The organism is Streptomyces sp. NPDC006739 (assembly GCF_042869815.1).
GTDB lineage: Bacteria > Actinomycetota > Actinomycetes > Streptomycetales > Streptomycetaceae > Streptomyces.
The window spans coordinates 246,562-260,640 of the sequence record NZ_JBIAGM010000015.1 but is presented as its reverse complement, the minus strand read 5'-3'; the positions used below and the strand labels follow the sequence as shown (position 1 = coordinate 260,640).

General features: G+C 72.1%; 15 protein-coding genes and 2 pseudogenes. 11 read left to right on the top strand and 6 right to left on the bottom strand.

Annotated elements, in window-relative coordinates; genetic code table 11:
* The 9 genes and pseudogenes from ACFYMM_RS28630 to ACFYMM_RS28590 all read left to right on the top strand — a co-directional run.
* A pseudogene (locus tag ACFYMM_RS28630) lies at positions 1-171 on the top strand (GntR family transcriptional regulator); the annotation flags it as partial.
* 3 nt (positions 172-174) lie between these two features.
* Positions 175-963 (top strand): DeoR/GlpR family DNA-binding transcription regulator, encoded by a 789-nt coding sequence (locus ACFYMM_RS28625; protein ID WP_388391421.1) that lies wholly within the window; start codon positions 175-177, stop codon positions 961-963.
* Positions 964-1,092: 129 nt separating this feature from the next.
* Positions 1,093-1,743 carry an acetate uptake transporter gene (locus tag ACFYMM_RS28620; RefSeq protein ID WP_388391419.1) on the top strand — a complete coding sequence of 217 codons (651 nt, stop codon included), beginning with the start codon at positions 1,093-1,095 and terminating at the stop codon, positions 1,741-1,743.
* Complete coding sequence (acs, locus tag ACFYMM_RS28615) at positions 1,740-3,722, top strand: acetate--CoA ligase (RefSeq protein WP_388391417.1); 1,983 nt, start codon at positions 1,740-1,742, stop codon at positions 3,720-3,722. Before ACFYMM_RS28620 ends, acs begins: the two co-directional genes overlap by 4 nt.
* 104 nt (positions 3,723-3,826) lie before the next feature.
* A pseudogene (locus ACFYMM_RS28610) lies at positions 3,827-3,940 on the top strand (ABC transporter substrate-binding protein); the annotation flags it as partial.
* A gap of 81 nt (positions 3,941-4,021) precedes the next feature.
* Positions 4,022-4,516, top strand: coding sequence for a MarR family winged helix-turn-helix transcriptional regulator (locus tag ACFYMM_RS28605; RefSeq protein WP_388391415.1), 495 nt, complete (start codon positions 4,022-4,024; stop codon positions 4,514-4,516).
* Between the two features lie 161 nt (positions 4,517-4,677).
* A complete protein-coding gene (locus ACFYMM_RS28600; RefSeq protein ID WP_388391413.1) occupies positions 4,678-5,295 on the top strand; it encodes a DsbA family protein in 618 nt (205 codons plus the stop codon).
* A 40-nt stretch (positions 5,296-5,335) separates the two neighbouring features.
* Complete coding sequence (locus ACFYMM_RS28595) at positions 5,336-6,142, top strand: MBL fold metallo-hydrolase (RefSeq protein WP_388391411.1); 807 nt, start codon at positions 5,336-5,338, stop codon at positions 6,140-6,142.
* 2 nt (positions 6,143-6,144) lie between these two features.
* Complete coding sequence (locus ACFYMM_RS28590; RefSeq protein ID WP_388391409.1) at positions 6,145-6,555, top strand: nuclear transport factor 2 family protein; 411 nt, start codon at positions 6,145-6,147, stop codon at positions 6,553-6,555.
* On the opposite strand, the gene ACFYMM_RS28585 is transcribed toward ACFYMM_RS28590, so the two are convergent.
* The 6 genes from ACFYMM_RS28585 to ACFYMM_RS28560 form a co-directional block, all read right to left on the bottom strand.
* Positions 6,494-6,682, bottom strand: a complete 189-nt coding sequence (locus tag ACFYMM_RS28585) for an SMP-30/gluconolactonase/LRE family protein (protein ID WP_388391455.1) — start codon at positions 6,680-6,682, stop codon at positions 6,494-6,496. The genes ACFYMM_RS28590 and ACFYMM_RS28585 overlap by 62 nt on opposite strands.
* A 109-nt stretch (positions 6,683-6,791) precedes the next feature.
* Entirely contained in the window at positions 6,792-7,712 is a 921-nt protein-coding gene (locus ACFYMM_RS28580) for a sugar kinase (RefSeq protein WP_388391453.1), read from the bottom strand.
* 41 nt (positions 7,713-7,753) lie between these two features.
* Positions 7,754-8,374, bottom strand: a complete 621-nt coding sequence (locus tag ACFYMM_RS28575) for a bifunctional 4-hydroxy-2-oxoglutarate aldolase/2-dehydro-3-deoxy-phosphogluconate aldolase (RefSeq protein ID WP_388391407.1) — start codon at positions 8,372-8,374, stop codon at positions 7,754-7,756.
* A gap of 46 nt (positions 8,375-8,420) precedes the next feature.
* A complete protein-coding gene (dgoD, locus tag ACFYMM_RS28570; RefSeq protein WP_388391405.1) occupies positions 8,421-9,566 on the bottom strand; it encodes a galactonate dehydratase in 1,146 nt (381 codons plus the stop codon).
* A complete protein-coding gene (locus ACFYMM_RS28565; protein ID WP_388391403.1) occupies positions 9,563-10,309 on the bottom strand; it encodes a FadR/GntR family transcriptional regulator in 747 nt (248 codons plus the stop codon). The genes dgoD and ACFYMM_RS28565 overlap by 4 nt, the downstream gene beginning before the upstream one ends.
* A gap of 54 nt (positions 10,310-10,363) precedes the next feature.
* Entirely contained in the window at positions 10,364-11,131 is a 768-nt protein-coding gene (locus tag ACFYMM_RS28560) for an SDR family NAD(P)-dependent oxidoreductase (protein WP_388391401.1), read from the bottom strand.
* A 137-nt stretch (positions 11,132-11,268) separates the two neighbouring features.
* On the opposite strand from ACFYMM_RS28560, the gene ACFYMM_RS28555 reads away from it, so the two are divergent.
* Positions 11,269-13,302, top strand: coding sequence for a beta-galactosidase (locus tag ACFYMM_RS28555; protein WP_388391399.1), 2,034 nt, complete (start codon positions 11,269-11,271; stop codon positions 13,300-13,302).
* 61 nt (positions 13,303-13,363) lie between these two features.
* Entirely contained in the window at positions 13,364-14,071 is a 708-nt protein-coding gene (locus ACFYMM_RS28550; RefSeq protein ID WP_388391397.1) for an aldo/keto reductase, read from the top strand.
* Positions 14,072-14,079: the final 8 nt, after the last annotated feature.

Here is a 14,079-nt window from a genome sequence, read left to right as displayed (position 1 = left end):
ACCCTCGCCGAACACGAAGCCATCTTCAACGCCCTGTCCACCCGCGACCCCGCACTCAGCCAGGCCGCCGCACTGCTCCACGTCAGCAACACCGAACAGTGGCTCAGACAGCACCTGCGTTCCCGCGACGCCCTCCCCTTCGGGGCGGACACCACCGACGAGGAGTGCTGAGACATGGCGGCACCGCAGGTCCGGTGGAGCGCGCTGCTGGAGATGCTGACGCGCGACGGGCGGATCGAAGTCGAGCCGGCCGCCGTGGAGTTGGGGGTCTCCGTCGCGACGATCCGGCGTGACCTGGACGAGCTGGCCCGCCAGCAGATGGTGACCCGTACGCACGGCGGGGCCGTCGTCAACGCGATCGCCTACGACCTGCCCCTGCGCTACAAGGCCGCGCGCAACGCGCCGGAGAAGGAGCGGATCGCGCACGCGGCCGCCGCTCTGGTGAAGGCCGGCGCCGTGGTCGGGCTGAACGGCGGCACCACGACCACGGAGGTGGCACGGGCCCTGGCGACCCGCGCCGACCTGGGTTCCGACGGCGCGGAGACGGCGGTGACCGTGGTGACCAACGCCCTGAACATCGCCAACGAACTGGTCGTACGGCGTCACGTGAAGCTCGTGGTGACCGGCGGGGTGGCCCGGCCGGCGTCGTACGAGCTGATCGGTCCGCTGGCCACCGAACTGCTCGCGGAGATCGCGCTGGACCAGGTGTTCATCGGGGTGGACGCCATCGACGTGGCCCATGGGGCGACCGCCCACCACGAGGGCGAGGCCGGCGTCAACCGGGCGCTGGTCCGTCGCGCGCAGCGGGTCGTGGCGGTCGCCGACTCCTCCAAGCTGGACCGGCGGGCCTTCGCCCGCATCTGCCCGGTGGAGGACATCGACGTCCTGGTCACCGACAGGACCGCCTCCGACGAGCTGACCGAGTCGTTCACGGCGGCCGGCGTCGAGGTCATCCGCGCCTGAGACCGCCCGTCACCGCTGCGACGGCCGTTCCGACTCGATCGCACTGCCCCCACCCGGTTTCGCGGTTGCGCCTGCCGTCCTACGGTGGATTTGCACACATGTGCCTCGGATGACGGGAGGATGCCGAAAATGAGCACCCCTACCACCGCTCCTGCCGGAGTCGCCGATCCCGGTCCCCTCGGCCTCGCCGCCTTCGCCGCGACGACGTTCGTCCTGAGCGTCTTCAACGCCAACCTGATCACCGACCCGCTGCTGGCCGCCGTCGTCCTGCCGCTCGCCCTCTTCTACGGCGGGCTGGCCCAACTGCTGGCCGCCATGTGGGAGTTCCGCAAGGGCAACACCTTCGGCGCCACCGCCTTCGGCTCCTACAGCGCCTTCTGGCTGTCGTACGCCGCGTACGCGAAGTTCGTCGCCCCGGGGCTGCCGGCGGCCACCGCGCACCAGGCGACCGGCCTGTTCCTGCTGGTGTGGGCGGTCTTCACGGTCTACATGACGGTCGCCGCGCTGCGTACCACGGGGGCGCTCCTGGCGGTGTTCGTCACCCTGTCGGCGACCTACATCGTCCTGTGCGTGGCCGAGTTCGCCCAGTCGACGGGTGCCGTCCGGGCCGGCGGCTGGCTCGGGCTGGTGACCGCCGTATGTGCCTGGTACGCGTCGTTCGCCGGTGTCACCAACTCCGCCTGGCACCGCTCCGTCGTACCGGTCTTCCCTGACATCGGATCGCATCTGCGGCCGCACCGCGCCCACCGCGGCGGCCCGATCGCCGGAGCGCACGTATGAGCGACGGCGCCGGCGAGACCCTCTCGAACCTGCTGCGGGAGGAGCGGCGGTTCCCGCCGCCCGCGGAACTGGCCCGCGAGGCGAACGCCACCGCCGCGGACTACGACCGGGCCGACGCCGACAGCCAGGCGTTCTGGGCCGCGCAGGCCGCCCGGCTGGACTGGGCGCAGCCGTGGAGCCAGGTCCTGGACTGGAGCGGCGCGCCGTTCGCCCGCTGGTTCACCGGAGGGCGCCTCAACGCCGCGTACAACTGCCTGGACCGGCACGTCGCCGCCGGCCTCGGCAGCCGGGTCGCCTTCCACTGGGAGGGCGAGCCCGGTGACACCCGCACGATCACCTACGGCGAACTGAAGGACGAGGTCTGCCGGGCGGCCAACGCGCTGCTGTCCCTGGGCGTGCGGGCCGGTGACCGGGTGGCCGTCTACATGCCGATGATCCCGGAGACGGTGGTCGCCATGCTGGCGTGCGCCCGCATCGGGGCTCCGCACACCGTGGTCTTCGGCGGATTCTCCGCCGAGGCGCTGCGCGGCCGGATCCTGGACTGCGACGCCCGCGTGGTGATCACCGCGGACGGCGGGTACCGCCGGGGGTCCGCCTCGCCGCTGAAGCCCGCGGTGGACGAAGCGGTGCGCGAGTGCCCCGGCGTGCGCGGTGTGCTGGTGGTGCGGCGCACCGGAAACGAGGTCGAGTGGACGGACGGCCGGGACGTGTGGTGGCACGACCTGGTGGCACGGCAGTCCGCCGAGCACATGGCCGAGGCCTTCGACAGCGAGCACCCCCTGTACATCATGTACACCTCCGGTACGACCGCCCGTCCGAAGGGCATCCTGCACACCACCGGCGGTTATCTCACCCAGGTGGCGTGGTCGCACTGGGCGGTGTTCGACATCAAGCCGGAACGGGACGTGTTCTGGACGGCGGCGGACATCGGCTGGGTGACCGGACACTCGTACATCGTCTACGGGCCGCTCGCCAACGGCGTCACCTCCGTGCTGTACGAGGGGACGCCGGACACCCCGCACCGGGGCCGCTGGTGGGAGATCATCGAGAAGTACCGGGCGACGATCCTCTACTGCGCCCCGACCGCGATCCGCACCTTCATGAAGTGGGGCGGCGACGTTCCCGACGGCTTCGACCTCACCTCCCTGCGGCTGCTCGGCTCGGTCGGCGAGCCCATCAACCCCGAGGCCTGGATGTGGTACCGGCACTACATCGGAGGGGACCGCTGCCCGGTGGTGGACACCTGGTGGCAGACGGAGACCGGCGCCCAGATGATCAGCCCGCTCCCGGGGGTGAGCGTCTGCAAGCCGGGGTCGGCGCTGCGCCCGCTGCCCGGTGTCCGGGCCGACGTCGTCGACGACACGGGCAAGCCGGTGCCGGACGGCTCCGGCGGCTATCTGGTGCTCACCGAGCCGTGGCCGGCGATGCTGCGCACCATCTGGGGCGACGAGCAGCGCTACCTCGACACGTACTGGTCCCGTTTCCCGGGCATGTACTTCGCCGGTGACGGTGCCAAGAAGGACGAGGACGGCGACATCTGGCTGCTCGGCCGGGTCGACGACGTCATGAACGTCTCCGGCCACCGCATCTCCACCACCGAGGTCGAGTCTGCCCTCGTCTCCCATCCGCTGGTCGCGGAAGCCGCCGTGGTCGGCGCCACCGACCCGACGACCGGGCAGGGAATCGTGGCCTTCGTCATCCTGCGCGGTGACGCCGGGGGCCGGGAACCGGAGGAACTGGCGGTCGAGTTGCGCGGCCACGTCACCCGGGAGATCGGTCCGATCGCCCGGCCGCGGCAGATCATGGTCGTCTCCGAGCTGCCCAAGACCCGCTCCGGGAAGATCATGCGACGCCTGCTGCGGGACGTCGCCGAGCACCGCACGCTCGGTGACGTGACCACCCTGACCGACTCGTCGGTCATGGAGGACATCCGAGGACGGCTGCCGTCCTCAGGCGGCGCGGCGGACGAGGAGTCGTAGGCCACGTCGCAGGCGGCGGACGCCGACGTCAGCCCCGCGTGTCGCTGAGCAGGGCAGCCAGTTCGGAGGCGGCACCGGAGCCTCGGTCCTCGAAGAGGACCTTGTTCATGGCCGACCGCGCCGCGGTCGAGCGCTGGAAGCAGACCTTCGCCCTGTACTTCGGCGAGGTCAAGGACGATCCGACTCCCCACCGGCTCGGGCTGCGCCCGGGGGCGTGACGGCGATGACCGTGGTCGCTCCGACGGTCGCAGGCATGATCGGTACGGTGGTACCGGGACGACTGGAAGGGCGGCGCGATCGTGGGCGAGGAAGCGGAGATCAGGACGGCCAAGGAGGCCGCGGACCATGAACTCGTCCTGGCGTTCGGACGGCTGCAGGGAGCGGCCAACCGGCTGGAGTACATCCTGGGCCGGGCGCTGGAGGAGGAGTGCGGCATCAGCCACCTGGTCTTCGAGGTGCTCCTGATCCTCGGACGGGCGGGCGAGCCTGGGCTCTCGATGCGGGCCATCGCCCAGGAGCAGGTCCTGACCACGGGCGGCGCCACCCGGCTGGTGGACCGCATGGAGGCGGCCGGACTGGTCGAGCGCGCCGAGGATCCGGCCGACCGGCGCGGGCGGCTGGTGCGGCTGACCCCGCTGGGCGAGGAGACGGCCGTGCGCGCGTCCGTGGTCCATGTGGAGAACATCAAGCGGTATTTCGTGCGGCCCCTGCCGGAGGCGGACCGCAAGCGGTTCGCCGAGGATCTCCGCATCCTCAGCCACACGGCCCGGGACCTGTTGCCCCGGCTGCCCTGACCCGCGGGCCGCCGGCGGCACCGAGACCCTGCCCCGACCGGCTCCGCGTGTCTCAGGTCACAGCCGACGGGCGACGCATGGAGAAATACCTGATGCGTCAGTTACTGTTCTGTCAGGTGAATCGCTCGCAACCGGCGGGCACCACACTGCCGAGGTCTTCGATGAAGCTCGTCTACGTCTTCGACGCCTACTGCGGCTGGTCGCACGGGTTCTCCGGAACGCTGAGCGAGGTCGTCTCCCGCCATCCCGAACTGCCGGTCGAGGTGGTCTCCGGCGGCCTGTTCACCGGGCACCGCCGGGTGCCGATCCGTGAGTTCGGCTACGTCCAGGGCGCGAACGCCAAGATCGCCGAACTGACCGGCGCGGAGTTCGGGGAGGCGTACGGGCGGCTGATCGCCGACGGGACGTTCGTGATGGACTCGGAAGCCGCCGCGCGTGGAGTCGCCGCCCTGCGGGGTGCCGCTCCGGCCCGTTCGGCCGAACTGGCCACCGCGCTGCAGCGGGCCTTCTACGTCGACGGACTCAGCCTCTCCGACCCCGCCACCTACCGGAAGGTCGCCGAGGAGGCCGGACTGCACGCCGACGCCGTCGTCTCCGCCTTCGAGGGGTCCGAGGCGCGGATCGCGGCGGGCGCCGACTTCCACCGCGCCGCCTCGCTGGGGGTCACCGGCTTCCCCACGCTCCTCGCCGTCGCCGGCGGCCGCGTCACCCCGCTGGCCCATGGTCATGCCACCGCCGACGAGGTCGACCGACGGCTGGCGTCCGCCCGCACGCACTGACATTCCCCCGTCCACACCCCCTCACCGCAAGGAGCCACCGATGAGCACCCTCTCCTTCAAGGTCCTCGACCTGGACTTCCCGGCCGGCACCAAGAACAAGACCGCCACCCTCGTCACCGGCGAGAACGAGGCGCTGCTGGTCGACGCGGCCTTCACCCGGGCCGACGGCCACCGCCTGGCCGCCGAGATCCTCGACTCGGGCAAGCAGCTGATCACGGTGTTCGTCAGCCACGGCGACCCGGACTTCTACTTCGGCGCCGAGGTCCTCGCCGACGCCTTCCCCGACGCCGTCTTCGTCGCCACCCCGATCGTCGTCGAGCACATCCGGCACTCCTACGAGGGCAAGCTCAAGGCCTGGGCCGCACTCGGCCCGAACCTGCCCACCCGCCTGGTCGACCTCCAGCCGCTGACCGGCGATCTCACCCTCGAAGGCCACCGCTTCGAGCTCAAGGGCGGTTCGGCCGCACTGCCCGACCGCCACTACCTGTGGCAGGCCGAGCACCGCGCCCTCCTCGGCGGCGTCCTGCTCTTCCAGCAGGAGCACGTCTGGGTCGCCGACACCCCCGCACCCGGCGACCGCGCCGCCTGGATCGACCTGCTCGACGAAATGGCCACCCTCGACCCGGAACTGGTCGTCCCCGGCCACCGCCTCCCCGGCACTGCGGCCGACGGCTCCGCCATCACCGCCACCCGCGACTACCTGCTCGCCTTCGAGGAGGAACTCGGCAAGGCCGCCGACGGCGCCGCGCTGACCGACGCGCTGGTCGCGCGCTACCCCGACAACGGCATGCTGATCGCCGCCCAGATCGGCGCGAAGGTCGCCAAGGGCGAGATGAAGTGGGGCTGACCATGAGCGAGTTCGCCGAGTCCAGCGCGCCCGCCGATGTCGTACGGCGTCAGTACCTGGCGTCGGCCGCCGGTGACCTGCCCGCCCTGCGGGCCACTCTCGCCCCGGACGTGGAGTGGACCGAGATGGCCGGCTTCCCCCTCGCCGGCACCTACCGCACCCCCGACGGCGTCACCTCGAACGTCATGGAGAAGCTCGGCCAGGACTGGGACGACTGGACCGCCCACGACGACACCTACGTCGTCGACGGTGAGAACGTCGTCGTCCTCGCCCGCTACACGGCCGTCAACAAGGCCACCGGCAAGCCGATCGCCGTCCGCGTCGCCCACCACTTCGTCGTACGTGGCGGCCTCATCGTGCGCTTCGAGCAGTTCGTCGACACCGCGCTGGTGCGCGAGGCCATGACCGGCTGACCGATGCCGGTACTCCACGGATGCCGTCGGGGTCCGTCCGGTAGCGCGAGCCGGCGCCAGGGGTGCCGTCGTAGGCCATGTTGCCGGCCCAGAAGCGGCCGGCCGGGTCGGTGACGCCGTCGTTCATCCTGCTGCTGGGGACCGGGGTGCGGTCCTCGGGGCGGTCCAGACCTTCCACCGCGCCGTGGGCGCCGAGCAGGCGATGCCGGTGCCCGCGGCGGCGGGCCTGGGCTGGGTCAGCGGATGGTCGTGCCGTCCGGCTGGTCGAACAGGCCGAGTTCGTCCCGTGTCGGCAGGCCCTCCCAGTCGCCGCGCGTGGCGACGGCGAACGCCGCGGTGGTGACGGCTCGGTGCAACCGGGCCGGGATGTCCGCGTCGTCGAGGAGAGCGGACAGGTATCCGGCCACGAAGGCGTCGCCCGCCCCGACCAGGTCGACGGCGACGACCTGGCGAGCGGCACGGTCGGTCGCCCCGTCGGCGGTGAAGGCGGTCGCGCCCCGCGCGCCGCGCTTGACGACCACCTCGGTGATGCCCGCGGCCAGCAGGTCGTGCACCGCCTCCGGTTCACCGGCGTCGGGCCGTTCCGTCACCAGCGGCAGCTCGTCCTCGGAGGCCACGAGCAGGTCGGTGCGGCCCAGCAACGGGCGCAGGACGGTGCGGGCGCGGTCGGCGGTCCACAGCCGGGAGCGGTGGTTGACGTCGAGACACACGGTGAGGCCTGCCTCGCGCGCCGCCGTGGCGGCGGCCAGGACCGCCTCGGCCGCCGTCGGGCTGAGCGCCGGGGTGATGCCGGTCAGATGCAGGACGCGGGATCCGGCGGCCAGTGCGGGCAGGACATCGGCCGGTGAGACGGCCGACCCGGCGGAGTGGGCGCGGTAGTAGCTGACGCGGGTGAGCGTGCCCAGGCGGGGTTCGGTCAGGAGCAGTCCGGTGGGCCGGCCGGTGTCGTCGGTGACGGCGTGGTCGGTGTCGACGCCCTCGGCGCGCAGGGTGCGCAGGACCAGCGCGCCGAGTTCGTCGGCGCCGACCCGCCCGGCCCAGCGCACCCGGTGCCCGAGCCGCGCGAGACCGATGGCGACGTTGGACTCGGCACCCGCCACGGACAGGCCGAGGCTGCCGCCCAGCCGCAGCGCGCCGTGGGCCCGTAGGGCCGCCATCGTCTCTCCGAAGGTCACCACGTCGGGCGGTGCCGGTGTCCTCACGGCGACTCCCCCGCGGCCACCTCGCGGAACTCGGCGGCCCGGGCGCGCAGTCGGCCGAGGTCGCCGCCGTCGGCCGCGTCGCCGACCAGGGGCGAGCCGACGCCGACGGCGACGGCGCCCCGGTCCAGGTAGTCGCGGGCGGCCCGCGCGTCCACTCCGCCGACGGGCACGAACGCCACCTCGGGGAAGGGGTCGCGCAGGGCCCGCAGATAGCCGGGTCCGCCGAGCGAGGCGGGGAAGAGTTTGATCGCGTCGGCGCCCCGGGTGAGGGCGGCCTCGATCTCGGTCGGGGTCAGGGCGCCCATCAGGACGGGTACGCCGTACGGCCGGAGTCCGTCGACCAGGGCCGGGGTGACGAGGTAGGACGCGCCCGCGTCCACGGCGCGGGCCGCGTCAGCCGCCGAGCGCACGGTTCCCGCGCCGACCAGTGCGTCGGGGCCGAGTTCGGTGCGCGCCCGGCTGATGACCGTCAGGGCGTCGGTGGTGGTGAGCGAGACCTCGACGGCGGCGATGCCCTCTTCGGCGAGGGTGCGTACGGTGCGCAGGGCCGCGGCGGGATCCTTGCCGCGCACGATCGCCAGCAGACGGTGGGTTCGGAGCGATTCCACCAGGTTCATGGCAGCGGGCTCTCCTTGGGCGTGGGGTGCGGGGGCCTGACGGTTCTCACCATTCGGTGAACGCCCCGTCGGCTCCCCGCCATACCGGGTTGCGCCAGCGGTGTCCGGTCTCGGCGGCGCGGCGTACCGCCTTCTCGTCGATCTCGACGCCGAGCCCCGGGCGGGAGCCGGCCACGGCGTGACCGGCCACGAAGCGGAAGGGCTCGGGATCCATCACGTACTCCAGCAGGTCTGCCTGCCGGTTGTAGTGGATGCCGAGGCTCTGTTCCTGGATGAGGAAGTTCGGTACGGAGAAGGCGATCTGCAGACTGGCGGCGAGGGCGATCGGGCCGAGCGGGCAGTGGGGGGCCATGGCGACGTCGTACGTCTCGGCCATGGCCGCGATCCGACGGACCTCGGAGATACCCCCGGCGTGCGACAGGTCGGGCTGGGCGACGGCGATGCCGCTGGTCAGCACCTCGCGGAAGTCCCAGCGCGAGTAGAGGCGTTCACCGGTGGCGAGCGGGATGCCGGTGGACTCGACCAGGCTGCGCAGATTACCCGAGTGCTCCGGCAGGACGGGCTCTTCGACGAACAGCGGGTGCAGGGGTTCGAGCAGCGGCAGCAGACGGCGTGACATGGCGGTGGAGGCCCGGCCGTGGAAGTCGATGACGACGTCCCGCTCGTCACCGAGCACCTGGCGGACGGCCGCGACGCGCTCGACGACCTCGGCGGTGCGTGCCGGGGTGTCGATCGGTGTGAGTTCGGCCGAGCCGTTCATCTTCACGGCGGTGAAGCCCGCCTTCACCTGCTCCTCGGCCAGCTCCGCGACGTCGCTGGGGCGGTCGCCGCCGATCCAGGCGTACATCCGGACGCGGTCGCGCACGGGGCCGCCGAGGAGACGGTGCACCGGGACGCCGTATGCCTTGCCGGCGATGTCCCACAACGCCTGGTCGATACCGGCGACGGCGCTGGAGAGGATGGGACCGCCCCGGTAGAAGCCGCCCTTGGTGAGCACCTGCCAGTGGTCCTCGATGCGCAGCGGGTCCCGGCCGACGAGGTAGTCGGCCAGTTCGTGGACCGCCGCGCGGACCGTCTCGGCGCGGCCCTCGATCACCGGCTCGCCCCAGCCGGTGATGCCCTCGTCGGTGGCGACGCGCAGGAACAGCCAGCGAGGGGCCACCAGGAACGTCTCGAGTCCGGTTATCTTCAAGGTGCTTCCTCGGGCAGCGTGTGGTGTGCGACCTCGTCGCGGTCGTCCCGTGCCCGTACGGCCGCCAGGTCGTCGGACGCCTGGGCCAGCAGTGATTCGACGGCGGCCACGGCGGCGTCCGGATCGCCCGCCTCGACCGCGTCCAGCAGTTCCTGGTGCACGGGGATGGAGTCGGAGAAGTGCCGGGCGCCGTGCACGATCCGGTCGCGAATGCGCAGGCCGGCCTCGATGACGACCTCCATGCGGCTGAGCAGTTCGTTGTGCGCGGCGTCGAGCAGGGCGCGGTGGAAGGCCAGGTCGGCCTCGACCATCGCGTCCGCGTCCGTCCCGGCCGCCGCCATCGCCTCCAGCGCCTGCCGCATCGCGTCCAGGTCGGACGCGGTGCGGCGGGCCGCGGCGAACCGGGCGCCGGCGGGCTCGACCATCGCGCGGACCTCGGCGAGGTCCTCCAGGAAGCCGTCGCTCGGAGCGCTGCTGCCCTGCCAGCGCAGCAGGTCGCTGTCGAGCAGGTTCCAGTCGGCGCGGGGACGGATGGTCGTACCGCGCTTCTGACGTGATTCGAGCAAGCCCTTGGAGGCCAGCACGCGCAGCGCCTCGCGCACCACGGTCTTGCTGACGCCCAGTTCCGTCTCGAACTTGACGGGGTCCACCACGGAGCCGGGAGGGTAGTCGCCGCGGATGATGCGCCGGCCCAACTCCTCCACGGCCTGGCCGTGCAGGCCCTTAGCGGGATGGGTCACCACGTTCTCCGTTTCGCTCGGGTCCGGTCCACGGATGCCCCGCACGGTGTGCGTCGCTCACGAGGACTCCTTCATGACGCTCCATCCTCCGTCGACCACCAGGCTGGCTCCGGTCACATAGGAGGCGTCCGCCGATGCCAGGAAGGCGACGGCGGCGGCCACCTCCTCCGGCCGCCCGAACCGTCCGGCGGCCGTGGCCGCCACGCTGCGCGCCCGGTCGGGCTCGGAGACCGAGTCCCAGGCGGCGGTCAGGATGGGGCCGGGCAGCACCGTGTTGACCCGGATGTCCGGCCCGTACTCGACGGCCAGCTGGCGCCCCAGCGAGCACAGGGCGCCCTTCGCGGCGGCGTAGGCGGCGTGGCCCGGCAGACCGATGACCGCGTGCACCGAGGAGGTCAGGACGACGGATCCCGAGGACTGGCGCAGCAGGGGCGCGAAGGTCTTCATCGCCCGCCAGGCCGGCTTGAGCAGCACGGCCATCTGGCCGTCCCACTCGGCCTCGGTCAGTTCGTGGGCGGCCTTGTTCAGCTGGGCGTAGGCGTTGCTGTGCAGGACGTCCAGCCGTCCGTGACGCTCCTCGACCCGGCGGGCGAGGTGCTCCCAGTCGGCGGCCGAGGTCACGTCGCAGCGCACGTACTCCGCACGTCCCGCGCCGTCCGCGATCCCGTTTGAGATGCCGTTCGAGATGCCTTCGGCCACGGCCTTGCCGGCCGCGTCGTCCACGTCCGTCACCACGACCGTCGCGCCCTCGGCCGCGAGTCTGCGGGCCGTGGCCGCGCCGATTCCGTGCGCGGCGCCGGTGATCACCGCCACGCGCCCCGTCATCCTGCGGCATTCCGTCATCGCGCTTGTCTCCCCCTCCGGTGCCTGGCGTCTGCTGCTGGCCGCACCCACCCTAGCTGTTTCAATTAATTATGAATATATCTTGACGGCGTGATGACGGCGCTCCAAGACTGACCGGCATGCAACAGGCACCCTCAGTACCGATCGACGCCCGGCGGCGTCTGCGTCCGGCCGGGATCGCCTTCGGTGGCGACTACAACCCCGAGCAGTGGCCGGAGGAGGTGTGGGCCGAGGACGTCGCGCTGATGAAGGAGGCCGGGGTCTCCCTGGTGACGGCCGGGATCTTCTCCTGGGCGAAGGTGGAACCGAGGCCCGGTGAGTACGACTTCGCCTGGTTCGACCGGGTCATGGGCCATCTCGCCGGGGCCGGGGTGGCCGTATGCCTGGCCACCATGACGGCGTCCCCGCCGCCGTGGCTGTCCCGGCTGCACCCCGAGATCCTCCCCGAGACCGCGGACGGCCGCCGGATGTGGCCCGGCGGACGCCAGCACTACTGCCCCTCCAGCCCCGTCTACCGCCGTTACGCCACCCGCCTGGTCGAGCGGCTGGCCACCCGGTACGCCGACCACCCCGCGCTGGAGATGTGGCACATCGGCAACGAGTACGGCTGCCACACCCCGATGTGCTGGTGCGACGAGTCGGCCGCCGACTTCCGGCGCTGGCTGTCCGACCGGTACGGCGACATCGAGGCCCTCAACGACGCCTGGTCCACGGCGTTCTGGGCGCAGCGCTACGACACCTTCGACGAGGTGCTGCCGCCGCGGCTCGCGCCGACCTTCCCCAACCCCGGCCAGCAGCTGGACTTCGCCCGCTTCAGCGACGACGCGCTGCTGCGGTGCTACCTCGCCGAGAAGGAGGTCCTGCGCCGGATCACCCCGGACGTTCCCGTCACCACGAACTTCATCGGCGTGCACAAGCCCGTCGACGCCTTCCGGTGGGCCGCCGAGGAGGACGTCGTCTCGGTCGACGTCTACCAGGACCCGCACGACGAGGACACGCACATCCCGGCGGGGTTCATCTTCGACGTCACCCGCTCCGCCCGCGCCGGTCAGCCGTGGATGCTGATGGAGCAGGCCCCCGGTGCGGTGAACTGGCGTGAGCGCAACAGCCCCAAGCCGCCGGGGCGGATGCGTCTGTGGAGCTGGCAGGCGGTCGCCCAGGGCGCGGACGCCGTGCTGTACTTCCAGTGGCGCCAGTCCCGGGGCGGCGCCGAGAAGTACCACTCCGCGATGGTCCCGCACGGCGGCACCGGCACCCGTACCTTCCGCGAAGTGAGCGAGTTGGGCCGGGAGCTGGCCTCGGTGCCGAGGATCGCCGGCACCCGCTCCCGCGCCGAGGTCGCCCTCGTGCTGGACTGGAACAGCTGGTGGGCCCTGGAGCTGGACTCTCATCCGTCCACCGCGCTGGACCAGATGGAGATCGCGCTCGCCCACTACCGGCCACTGTTCGAGGCGGGCGTCGCCTGCGATGTCGTACCCCCCGACCGGGACCTCTCCGGCTACCGCCTGGTCGTCGCGCCCAACCTGTACCTGCTCGGGGAGCGGGACGCGGAACGCCTCACCGAGTTCGTGCGCGGCGGCGGCCATCTGCTGGTGTCCTTCTTCTCCGGCATCGTCGACGACTGCGACCGGGTGCACCTGGGCGGATATCCGGCGCCCCTGCGCGAGGCACTGGGCCTGCGCGTGGAGGAGTTCTGGCCGCTGGCGGAGAAGGAGACGGTGGACGTCCGGCACCAGGACGGGACGGTCAGCCGCGCCGACCTGTGGTCGGAGGTCGTCGTGCCCGAAGGGGCCCAGGCGGTGGCCGCCTTCGGCTCCGGTCCCCTGGCCGGGCAGCCGGCCGTCACCCGCCACTCCTTCGGCGCGGGAAGCGCCTGGTACGTCGCGACGCGTCTGGCACCGGAGGCCATGCGAGCCCTGACGGACGAGGTGTGCGGTGCGGCGTCCGTCGGCCCCGTGCTCGCCGGGCTTCCCGAGCGCGTTCAGGCGACCGTGCGCGAGGGCGGCGGACGGTTCGTCTTCCTGCTGAACCACGGCGAGGAAGCGGTCGAGATCAGGCTGCCCGGACCGATGACCGACGCCCTGGCCGAGGGCGCGCCCGCCGACCGCCTCACGCTGCCCGCCGCCGGAGTGGCCGTACTGATCGAGCCGTAGGGAACGGTGCACAAGAGACGTAGATGACTACCTCACCACCCTCGCGGAGAACCGTGCTGCGATGGGGTGCCGCTCGTGCCTGCACGACGGCCGACCAGGAAGCGCACAACGAACGGTCGTCGGCGAGGTACTGGCCTCGCGCCGGGACGGCGGTTCCGTGCTGGTCGCGACCAAGGGCGGGCACCTCCGGGCGGGCCCGGCGGAATGGAGGAACGACGCCCGGCCCGCCGCCCTGAGAGCGGATCTGGAAGCCGGCTTGCGGGCACTCGGGCGGGAGACGGTCGACCTGTATTTCCTGCACTGGCCGGATCCCGGCGTGCCGTTCGCCGAGAGCGTCGGCGCGCTCGGCGAGATGCGCACGGAGGGGAAGATCCGCGCCGTCGGCATCTCCAACGTCGACCCCGCCCTTTTCGCCGTCGCGCGCGCGGTCGCCCCGGTCGACGCCGTGGAGAATCCCTACTCCGCGCTCGGCGGCGACGACGCACTCCTCGGTGAATGCGAACGGCTCGGTATTCCGTTCCTGGCCTACTCGCCGTTGCGGGGATGGGACGCGGGCGCGGCTTCGTCCCGTCCCCTCCTGGACCTGGCGGCACGGCGCGGCGTCTCGCCCCAACAGGTGCTTTTCGCCCGGCTGCTGCACCGGTCCGGCGCGCTCCTGCCGATCAGTGGCGCCGGCCGCCCGGAAACGGCGGCCGATCCGGCCTCCGCCGCCCGCCTCTCGCTGAGCTCCGAGGAGATGCGGATCGTCGATGCCATAAAGGCTGCTTGAGGATCACT

Coding starts and splice junctions, on each gene's coding strand:
- ACFYMM_RS28625 (WP_388391421.1), top strand. CDS start 175: ATGGCGGCACCGCAGGTCCGGTGGAGCGCGCTGCTGGAGATGCTGACG.
- ACFYMM_RS28620 (WP_388391419.1), top strand. CDS start 1,093: ATGAGCACCCCTACCACCGCTCCTGCCGGAGTCGCCGATCCCGGTCCC.
- acs (WP_388391417.1), top strand. CDS start 1,740: ATGAGCGACGGCGCCGGCGAGACCCTCTCGAACCTGCTGCGGGAGGAG.
- ACFYMM_RS28600 (WP_388391413.1), top strand. CDS start 4,678: ATGAAGCTCGTCTACGTCTTCGACGCCTACTGCGGCTGGTCGCACGGG.
- ACFYMM_RS28595 (WP_388391411.1), top strand. CDS start 5,336: ATGAGCACCCTCTCCTTCAAGGTCCTCGACCTGGACTTCCCGGCCGGC.
- ACFYMM_RS28590 (WP_388391409.1), top strand. CDS start 6,145: ATGAGCGAGTTCGCCGAGTCCAGCGCGCCCGCCGATGTCGTACGGCGT.
- ACFYMM_RS28585 (WP_388391455.1), bottom strand. CDS start 6,682: ATGAACGACGGCGTCACCGACCCGGCCGGCCGCTTCTGGGCCGGCAAC.
- ACFYMM_RS28580 (WP_388391453.1), bottom strand. CDS start 7,712: ATGGCGGCCCTACGGGCCCACGGCGCGCTGCGGCTGGGCGGCAGCCTC.
- ACFYMM_RS28575 (WP_388391407.1), bottom strand. CDS start 8,374: ATGAACCTGGTGGAATCGCTCCGAACCCACCGTCTGCTGGCGATCGTG.
- ACFYMM_RS28560 (WP_388391401.1), bottom strand. CDS start 11,131: ATGACGGGGCGCGTGGCGGTGATCACCGGCGCCGCGCACGGAATCGGC.
- ACFYMM_RS28555 (WP_388391399.1), top strand. CDS start 11,269: ATGCAACAGGCACCCTCAGTACCGATCGACGCCCGGCGGCGTCTGCGT.
- ACFYMM_RS28550 (WP_388391397.1), top strand. CDS start 13,364: ATGGGGTGCCGCTCGTGCCTGCACGACGGCCGACCAGGAAGCGCACAA.